The 8358-nt window shown below is 30.7% G+C and carries 8 protein-coding genes; 1 reads left to right on the top strand and 7 read right to left on the bottom strand.

Annotation, left to right across the window (positions count from 1 at the left end):
* The first annotated feature begins 341 nt into the window (after positions 1-341).
* On the top strand, positions 342-464 hold the full coding sequence (locus tag L8D11_RS05785) for a hypothetical protein (protein ID WP_272906014.1): 123 nt from the start codon (positions 342-344) through the stop codon (positions 462-464).
* Positions 465-486: 22 nt separating this feature from the next.
* Here the strand turns inward: L8D11_RS05785 and tolB are convergent, their stop codons facing one another.
* From tolB to L8D11_RS02230, 7 genes are all read right to left on the bottom strand, one after another.
* A complete protein-coding gene (gene tolB, locus L8D11_RS02255) occupies positions 487-1836 on the bottom strand; it encodes a Tol-Pal system beta propeller repeat protein TolB (protein ID WP_236870054.1) in 1350 nt (449 codons plus the stop codon).
* Positions 1814-4507 carry a DNA gyrase subunit A gene (gyrA, locus tag L8D11_RS02250; RefSeq protein ID WP_236870053.1) on the bottom strand — a complete coding sequence of 898 codons (2694 nt, stop codon included), beginning with the start codon at positions 4505-4507 and terminating at the stop codon, positions 1814-1816. The genes tolB and gyrA overlap by 23 nt, the downstream gene beginning before the upstream one ends.
* A gap of 119 nt (positions 4508-4626) precedes the next feature.
* Complete coding sequence (locus tag L8D11_RS02245) at positions 4627-5346, bottom strand: Bax inhibitor-1/YccA family protein (protein WP_236870052.1); 720 nt, start codon at positions 5344-5346, stop codon at positions 4627-4629.
* Between the two features lie 200 nt (positions 5347-5546).
* Positions 5547-5747: a hypothetical protein gene (locus tag L8D11_RS02240; RefSeq protein ID WP_236870051.1), complete on the bottom strand. Its 201-nt coding sequence runs from the start codon at positions 5745-5747 to the stop codon at positions 5547-5549.
* 59 nt (positions 5748-5806) lie between these two features.
* Positions 5807-5929 carry a hypothetical protein gene (locus L8D11_RS05780; protein ID WP_272906013.1) on the bottom strand — a complete coding sequence of 41 codons (123 nt, stop codon included), beginning with the start codon at positions 5927-5929 and terminating at the stop codon, positions 5807-5809.
* Between the two features lie 95 nt (positions 5930-6024).
* Positions 6025-7476: a DnaA ATPase domain-containing protein gene (locus tag L8D11_RS02235; protein ID WP_236870050.1), complete on the bottom strand. Its 1452-nt coding sequence runs from the start codon at positions 7474-7476 to the stop codon at positions 6025-6027.
* A 441-nt stretch (positions 7477-7917) separates the two neighbouring features.
* The gene (locus L8D11_RS02230; RefSeq protein WP_236870049.1) at positions 7918-8259 is read right to left on the bottom strand and encodes a hypothetical protein; all 342 of its coding nucleotides are present in this window, start codon (positions 8257-8259) and stop codon (positions 7918-7920) included.
* Positions 8260-8358: the final 99 nt, after the last annotated feature.

The following is an 8358-nucleotide window of genomic DNA, read 5'->3' as shown; positions in this document are numbered from 1 at the left end:
CCTATTTGCTCTTTATGCCTAAACCCTAATTCCAGTATCGTCTCAGCTCTCTTTATTTCTACTTTCTTAATTAGCCTCTCTGATACTACCTCGCCTTTTTCTTTTTTTCTTACTATTATTTCAAAATTCATTTGATACCTGTATTGTTTTAGGTCAAAGGTTAGCACTTTTCCTATTTATACGCTATCTAATATTTATGCTTCCAACACCAAATCCCAGAAATTGCAAAATCAAAAATTATTGGCTTATCTAAATTTTACGGAATCAATAATAGCCAAACAATCAAATTTTTTGAAGTTCATATTGATGCTGATGAGTGGCATTCACAAAAATGTTTTGATTTGTTAAAAAAGCTATCATCTAGCGAGGAGAAGGATGTTGCCATTTATGGGACAAAACAACTTTCAAAATTAATGTGGAATTTCTTAACTGGAAGAGACAAAGCAACAATCCATCTACAATAATATTGTAAGATTAAAATGTTTATCAATTTAAATGCGCTGACCAAGAAGGTTGAGATCCATTTGTTGGAGAATAAAACAACCTCTCATTATTGCCATCAATATCAATAGCATAAAGCTTATTTTCTCCACTATTTTTTTGCCTGCTAAAAATTATAGTCCTACTATTGGGCGCCCATGAAGGTCCTTCCTCCAGCCTGCTACTAGTTAATAACCTCTCATCACTGCCATCAGGCTTCATAATACCTATATAAAAACTACCTGATATCTTGGTAAATGCTATCCACTTACCATCAGGAGACCATATTGGAGTTCTATAACTTCCCTGTCCTGCACTTATCTTTTTAATATTTGAACCATCTCTGTCCATTATATAAATTTGGCTACTTGCTCCTGCCCTATCTGAATTAAATAAAATATATTTGCCATCTGGTGAATAAGATGGTGATGTATCAATACCACCTGACGAATTAGTCATCTCTTTCTTCACTTTTGAATTTAAATCAATTTCATAGATATTAGTCGTTCCCTTTTTTGCAAGTGACATAATTATATGATTATTATCTGGAGCAAAATGGGGTGCAAAAGTCATCCCTGACATATCTCCAATTAAATCCTGTTTTCCTGTTTCTAGATCCAATACGTATACTTTTGGAGGTTTTTTTCTATTTTTATAGCTCATAAAAGTTATTCTTTGAGATTTTGTGTCAAATCTTGGCGATAATATAAGCTCATCCCCATTGGTTAAGAATTTAAAATTTGCTCCATCTTGATCCATTATTGCTAGCCTTTTCATTCTATTTTTCTCATTTCCCATTTCAGCAACAAATATCACACGTGAATCAAAATACCCCTCAACACCAAGAAATTTTTTATAAATACTATTTGCTATCTTATGCGCAATTCTCCTCCATCCATCTATAACAATTTTATAATCACCACTTTCTACTTCTTTTTCCTTAAATACATCGTATAACTTATAGCTAACATCAACAAAATTATTTCGTCTGTCTAAATTAACTTTTGTAACCAATAGCATATTTGCATTAACAGTACGCCAATTAGTAAAAATAGGTGTTTTACTAAATGATAGTAATTCTAAAAATGCCTCATTATCTATAACTCTAAACAAACCAGAATTTTCTAAATCATTTACCAAAACATCTCTGATTTTAGCTCCAAATTCTATTGAATCCAAGTTTTGACCATCAAATTCAGAAATTGCAACTGGTAATGCCTCAAATATACCATTATCAATATTTATTTCAATTTTTGAATACGAAAAATTAGTATTAAATAAGCAAACAAAAACAAAGGCGATAAAGTAGCAGCAAGCTGCAGTTGCTTTATAATTAAACCTTGTCTTCTCCCTCATTCTCATCTTCATCTTCAACTGATATTTTAGAAATGGAAACGACTTTCTCATTTTTATTTAAATCTATAATTTTAACTCCCTTTGCATTTCTGCTGGTAACTCTTATTTTATTAACTTCAGTTCTAATGATAGTGCCCAAATTTGTCATTAACATTATCTGGTCATCTTCTCTGACCGGAAATGACGATACAACCAAACCATTCCTACTTCCAGTATCAATATTGAGCACACCTTGGCTATTACGATTTGTCACCCTATATTCATATGCTGATGTTCTTTTGCCATAACCATTCTCCGTTACAGTCAAAATAAATTGCTCATCCTGAGCAATTTTATTCACATCTAAATCTCCAATATCTAACTGTTTTTGATGATTTTCAGATAATTTTGTAGCTAATTTTAACCTAGTTTTTAAAGGTATTTTAAGATATTCATCTCTTTTTAAGATATCTAATTCACCAGAATTCAATACGGACATCGAGACAACATTATCTTTGCCTCCAGATAACTTAGCTGCCTTAACACCATCTGATGACCTACTTTTAAATACTCTTAGTGCCTCTATAGAAAATCTAATAGCCTTTCCTTTGCTAGTAGCTAATAATATATGTGAATCATCACTACAAACTGATACCCCAACCAACTTATCATCCTCATCCAATTTAATAGCTATTTTTCCATTTGCCTGAATATTGGTAAAATCACTTAAGCTATTTCTTCTAGCGTTGCCTTTATGCGTTGAAAATACTATATTCAATTTGTCTAATTCATCAATATCCTCTGGCATCGGCATAATGCTAGCAATATTGTCATTCTGCTCAAGAGGTAGCAAATTTACTAACGCCCTACCTTTAGATTGAGGACTTGCCTCAGGTAATTTATATACTTTTAGTTTATACACTTTGCCAAGTGACGAGAAAAATAACAAAGGAGCATGCGTATTTGTTACAAGTAACTCTGTGATGATGTCATCTTCATACATTGTCATTGCAGATCTACCTTTTCCACCACGCTTTTGCGCACTATATACACTAAGTGGAACTCTTTTTATAAACCCAGTTTTAGTGAGAGTCACCACCATATCTTCTTTTTGAATTAAATCTTCATCAGAAACATTTATTCCCTCATTTTTAATAACAGTCTTTCTTGGTGTCGCAATTTCAGATTTTACAGTTAACAATTCCTCTTTAATTAGATTCATTAAATTTTTATCTGAAAATAACAATTCTAAATATTCCTTAATAATCTTTGCTAATTCTGCTAACTCATTATCAATCTTACCCTTTTCTAACGCTGTCAAACGTTGTAATTTCATTTCAAGTATTGCTTTTGCCTGCTCCTCAGTTAAAAAACATTTACCGTCTTTAATTTCATTTCTGTGATCAGCTACTAAATTAAGCAGAGGTACTATCTGTTCAGATTTCCACTCACGGGCCATTAAATTAACCTTAGCAATCTGTGCATCTGCAGAAGATTTTATAAGTATAATTATCTCATCAATATTGGCAACTGCTATGGCAAGACCAATCAACAAATGCGCCCTTACCCTTGCCTTATTAAGTAAATAAGAAGTCCTTCTCTTAATTACTTCTCTTCTAAAATCTATAAATACATTTAAAATTGCTCTTACACCCATAACCTCAGGTCTTCCATCATCAAGTGCAAGCATATTGACACTAAAGCTACTTTGTAGCTGAGTGTTTTGATATAGTTGATTCAATATTACGTCTGGGTGCGCTTCACGTTTAAGTTCAACAACAACCCTAATGCCTAATTTATTAGTTTCATCTCTTATTTCAGATATACCTTCAATAACCTTTTCTCTTACCAAATGCTCAATTGACTTAAGCATTTCTGATTTGTTTACCTGATATGGTATTTCAGATATTACTATTGATTCTCTACCATTTTTTTCTTCTACAAAAGTCTTGCCCCTAACTACAACACTACCTCTTCCTTTTAAAATGGCAATTTTTGCATCATCTCCATTGATAATTTCCCCACCTGTTGGAAAATCTGGCGCTGGTATGAATTCCATCAGCTCTTGATCTGAAATTTCAGAATTATCTATTAACGCACAACACCCATCAATAACCTCTCCTAAATTATGCGTTGGTATATTAGTTGCCATTCCAACAGCAATACCACTTGCACCATTTACTAATAAATTTGGAAACCTTGAAGGAAGCACTTTTGGTTCTCTCTCAGAACCATCATAGTTATCTTGAAAATCGACTGTATTTTTATCAATATCTTGCAATATAAAATTTGCAGATTTTGCGAGCCTAACCTCAGTATATCTCATCTGAGCAGGAGAATCTCCGTCAATAGATCCAAAATTTCCTTGACCATCTATTAATGGCAATCTTAAAGAAAAATCTTGCGCCATCCTCACCAATGCGGAATAAATCGCACTATCTCCATGAGGATGATACTTACCCATCACTTCACCTATTACCCTTGCAGATTTTCTATATGGTTTATCATGCAGATTTCCAGTTTCATTCATAGCAAATAATATTCTTCTATGAACTGGCTTTAAACCATCTCTACAATCTGGCAATGCACGACTAACAATTACACTCATAGCGTAATCTAAATATGCACCCTGCATCTCTCTTTCAATCGATATAGAAACCGTATTACCTAATTTTGAATTATCTTGTTCCAAATTTACAACTTAATAAATGATAAAATAAAATTTAAAAACACCGTGTTGCCAGCATTAACGAAACATTAGCAACACACCAAAAGATCCGATTGCTATTAGCACGGATCCCTTAAAACAACTTAGTCTCTTTTCACACCAAAAATTCTTAGTAAGAAAATAAACAAGTTTATAAAGTCCATATATAAACTCAAAGCACCATATATTGACACTTTTTGAGCCATCTCATTTGATCCAGTAGCTTCCATTTGATAATACATCGTTTTAAGCTTTTGAACATCGTAGGCTGTTAAAAGAGTAAAAACGATAACACCAACATATGATAAAACATTGCTTAACGCTGAACTTTGAAAGAACATATTAGCTAAACTTGCAATAAATATCCCCATTACTCCCATCATTAAAAAGGAGCCCATTCCAGATAAATCCCGTTTTGTTGTATGACCATAAATCGTCATCGCACCAAATAATGAAGCGGTGATAAAGAAAACTTTAGCAATACTTTCACTAGTATAAACGTAAAATATAGAGGACAAAGAAAGTCCCATTAATGCTGAAAAAACCCAGAGCGACAATCTTGCACCAGATACTGACATAGACATAACCTTAGCACTTATAAAGAATACCATCCCTATAGGAGCCAACATCACCACCCACTGCAATGGAGTAGAAAATATAGCATTCATCATCGCAGATGACGATGCAGTAAACATAGCAACCAGCGCAGTAATAACAAGAGCTATACCCATGTTTTGAAAAATTGAGAGCATGTATACTCTTAGACCCTCATTATAACCCGGCCTTTGAACACTGGTTTGTGCATAATTTGTATAATCTATCATATAATTTATGAAATAATTTTAAATCTGTACATAATGTATATCATTCCTTCTTAATTTTCAACGTGTATTAAGGGTATCACAAATAAAAATTTTTCAATCATGCGCTTTCATTATTTGCTAGATATTTGCTAGATATTTGCTAGAGTTATGAAACTGTAAAAGTCTTAAATTTCATAAATATTAAATGTTGAGAATAAAAATCATAAATCATCATGAATATTAGATAATCCATATGCACTATTTAATAAATCATGCACATAAGATTCAAATTCACTAACCTCTGTATTTAGTGAAGACATTGCTTCTTTTTTAGAATAAGTATTTATAGCATTTTTTATAGTTTCTTTGTAATAAGCAAGATACTTTTCTTCACTACTTTTTTGTAAATTTAATGAATTCACAGACTCTTTATACTTTTCTGCGAGGTTGTTTATTTTTTCTTTTTGAGCAGATAAAATGGCTAAATTTTCCTCATTTGCTCTCCGTTATCTTTGGTATGGAGTATATAAAGATGTTGTGGTGCATATTTCCCCATTCTATCAAAGCCTTTAACAGGTCTTCCCAATATTTCTATTTTTGCCATTTATGTTTCCTTAAAAATTATATTAATCAATATTTTCCTCATTTTCACGATCTTATTTCTTGGAGTCAGTAATCAAATAAAATCTTCAGGTGCACTTATATAATGGAACTCCTAATAGAATCAATATCCTTAATTAACTGTTCATTTTCTTTTATTGAAATCTCTATTTTCCTCAAATAATACAAAACTGTAGAATGATCTCTATCCCCTATTTTTTCTCCTATAATCTTAAGACTATTCGTTGTCATTTCTTTAGCAAGATGCGCAATAATCTGCCTTCCTATAACTAGTTTCTGTGTTCTTTTTTTAGATGCAATGTCAGATAACGATATTTTATAATATTTAGCAACGGCACTTATTATTGACGATATAGTAATTTTCCTTGTATTATTTTTGATATAATTTTGAATATACTTACATATGTTATCGCTTGTTGCTTTTTTTCCTGATATACTCAAATAAGTTTGCAAATTATTTAATCCAGCCTCCAACTCCCTAACGCTTGTTGTTACTTTATCAGCTACCATCTTTAGTATATTTTCCTCAAATTGAATGTTATTGCTCTTGTTATAGCTACTTAATATCTTAAAACGTAATTCATAATCGCATTGCTCAATATAAATGGTGTTACTAGCTCTAAGTATTGATTTTGTGCGCTCATCATTAAGTTCAAGCATATGACACGGCACACTTGATGCAATTACTATTTTTTTCCCTGCCTCAATAAGCGAATTCAATATCAATGCAAATTCCCTTTGAGTACTCTCTTTGCCACATATAAATTGTAAATCATCAATTAAAAATATATCCACCTCATTTATTTTATCCCTCAAACTAAAAAGAGTATTATTTTTAACGGCACTAACAAAATTATGCATAAACTTCTCCGCACTTAAATAACCCACTTTGCACTTATAAGTGTTAACACCATCCACAACACTCTTATTGCTACTGTTTACTTCATTCACAATAGATTGCAACAAATGTGTCTTCCCCATTCCTACATTGGAGTGCACATAAAACACATTATTGTGATTATAACTTATATTTTGCAGGGCAATATCTTTAGTAATTTTATATGCCACAATATTTGTCTCTCCAGTGACATAATTATCGAAGATAAATTTAGGATTAGTCTTAGAAAATATATTATTTTCTAAATTTCTTTTTTGCTCTGATTCACTATTTATTGCATTACTATCTGCTAATAAATTACTGTCAAGTGGAATATTGTTATTAATACTGCTATCAACAGTAATTGAGATCATTTTTATGTTATCGTCAATCTCAGCAATCTGTCTCTTAATAATTAAAAAATAATTCCTAATTAATGTTTCTCTTGTAAACTTATCTTTGACAGCAAAAATTAAAATATTATTTTTTATTTCAATAAATTTTGTATCATTCAACAGATTATTTAACTGAGAATCCTGTTCAGTTTCATTTATTTTGTTCAATATATTTACCCATATTGAATTGCTTTTTATTTCTTCAATATGCTTATTTTTGTTATCAGGTAAAGAAGGTAAATTATAAGCTAGGCGCATAATAGTAAATATAAATTATTTGAGTTTTTGGTTTTAGACATTGAGCTATACAAGCCTATAATCATGAATTACAGCCTGTTATAAATAATCATCAATGTTGTTTAAAGTATTATCAAACTACTCTTTTTTATTTATTCGTAAAGAAAAATAATTACATATTTTATTAATAAAATAGTTGACTAACTTCAACCTCAGAAGTTCTTTTGAATGTAAAATGTCAAGTCTATTTAATTATTTTTTTAATGATATAAAGTTGGTATTCTATTATAATTTATAAAAATTTTTGATTGACATCATATTAATAATAAAAGTGAAAAAGCAAATGAGCAACTATAAGCCAAGAATGCGAATGAGAATCGTTCCTTTTTTTGATAAAATGGTGCAAATTAGAATTTTGCAATACATAAGAAGATTACACATAGAATTAAAAAGCGTCAGTTGCTAAAATTTGTAATCTCGTTTTTGCTGAGCTAGTTCATCTAATTTTTTTTGTTCATTCTGATTGTGAAAGTATTTTATTCTGGAATTAGACTTATCTAATAGATTTTCATATTTTTTTTGCTCATCATATTTTTCTTTTAGATCGTCAATTAATAAATTTAGTTGATATATGTTCAACTCTTTTTCTTCATTAATTTTTTGCATTTTCGTTTTAGATAACTCGAAAAATTTATCAAACTCAAAAATTAAAAACTCCTTGGATAGCTTTTTTTCTTCCTCAATTTCAGCCAGTAAATTTGTTAATTTAGCATTTAAAAAGGCCGTTGCATAAATGCAAAGCAAGGAAGATATGCAATAAATGGATTTAAAAAATTAGATTCATATAAAGAAGAACGATAAGTTTGGTATAAAAGCTGATAGAATAATAGGAATTCAAGAAAG

It is taken from the genome of Candidatus Bandiella numerosa (genome assembly GCF_021811875.1).
GTDB lineage: Bacteria > Pseudomonadota > Alphaproteobacteria > Rickettsiales > Midichloriaceae > Aquirickettsia > Aquirickettsia numerosa_A.
This window is presented reverse-complemented; position numbering and strand designations above follow the sequence as displayed.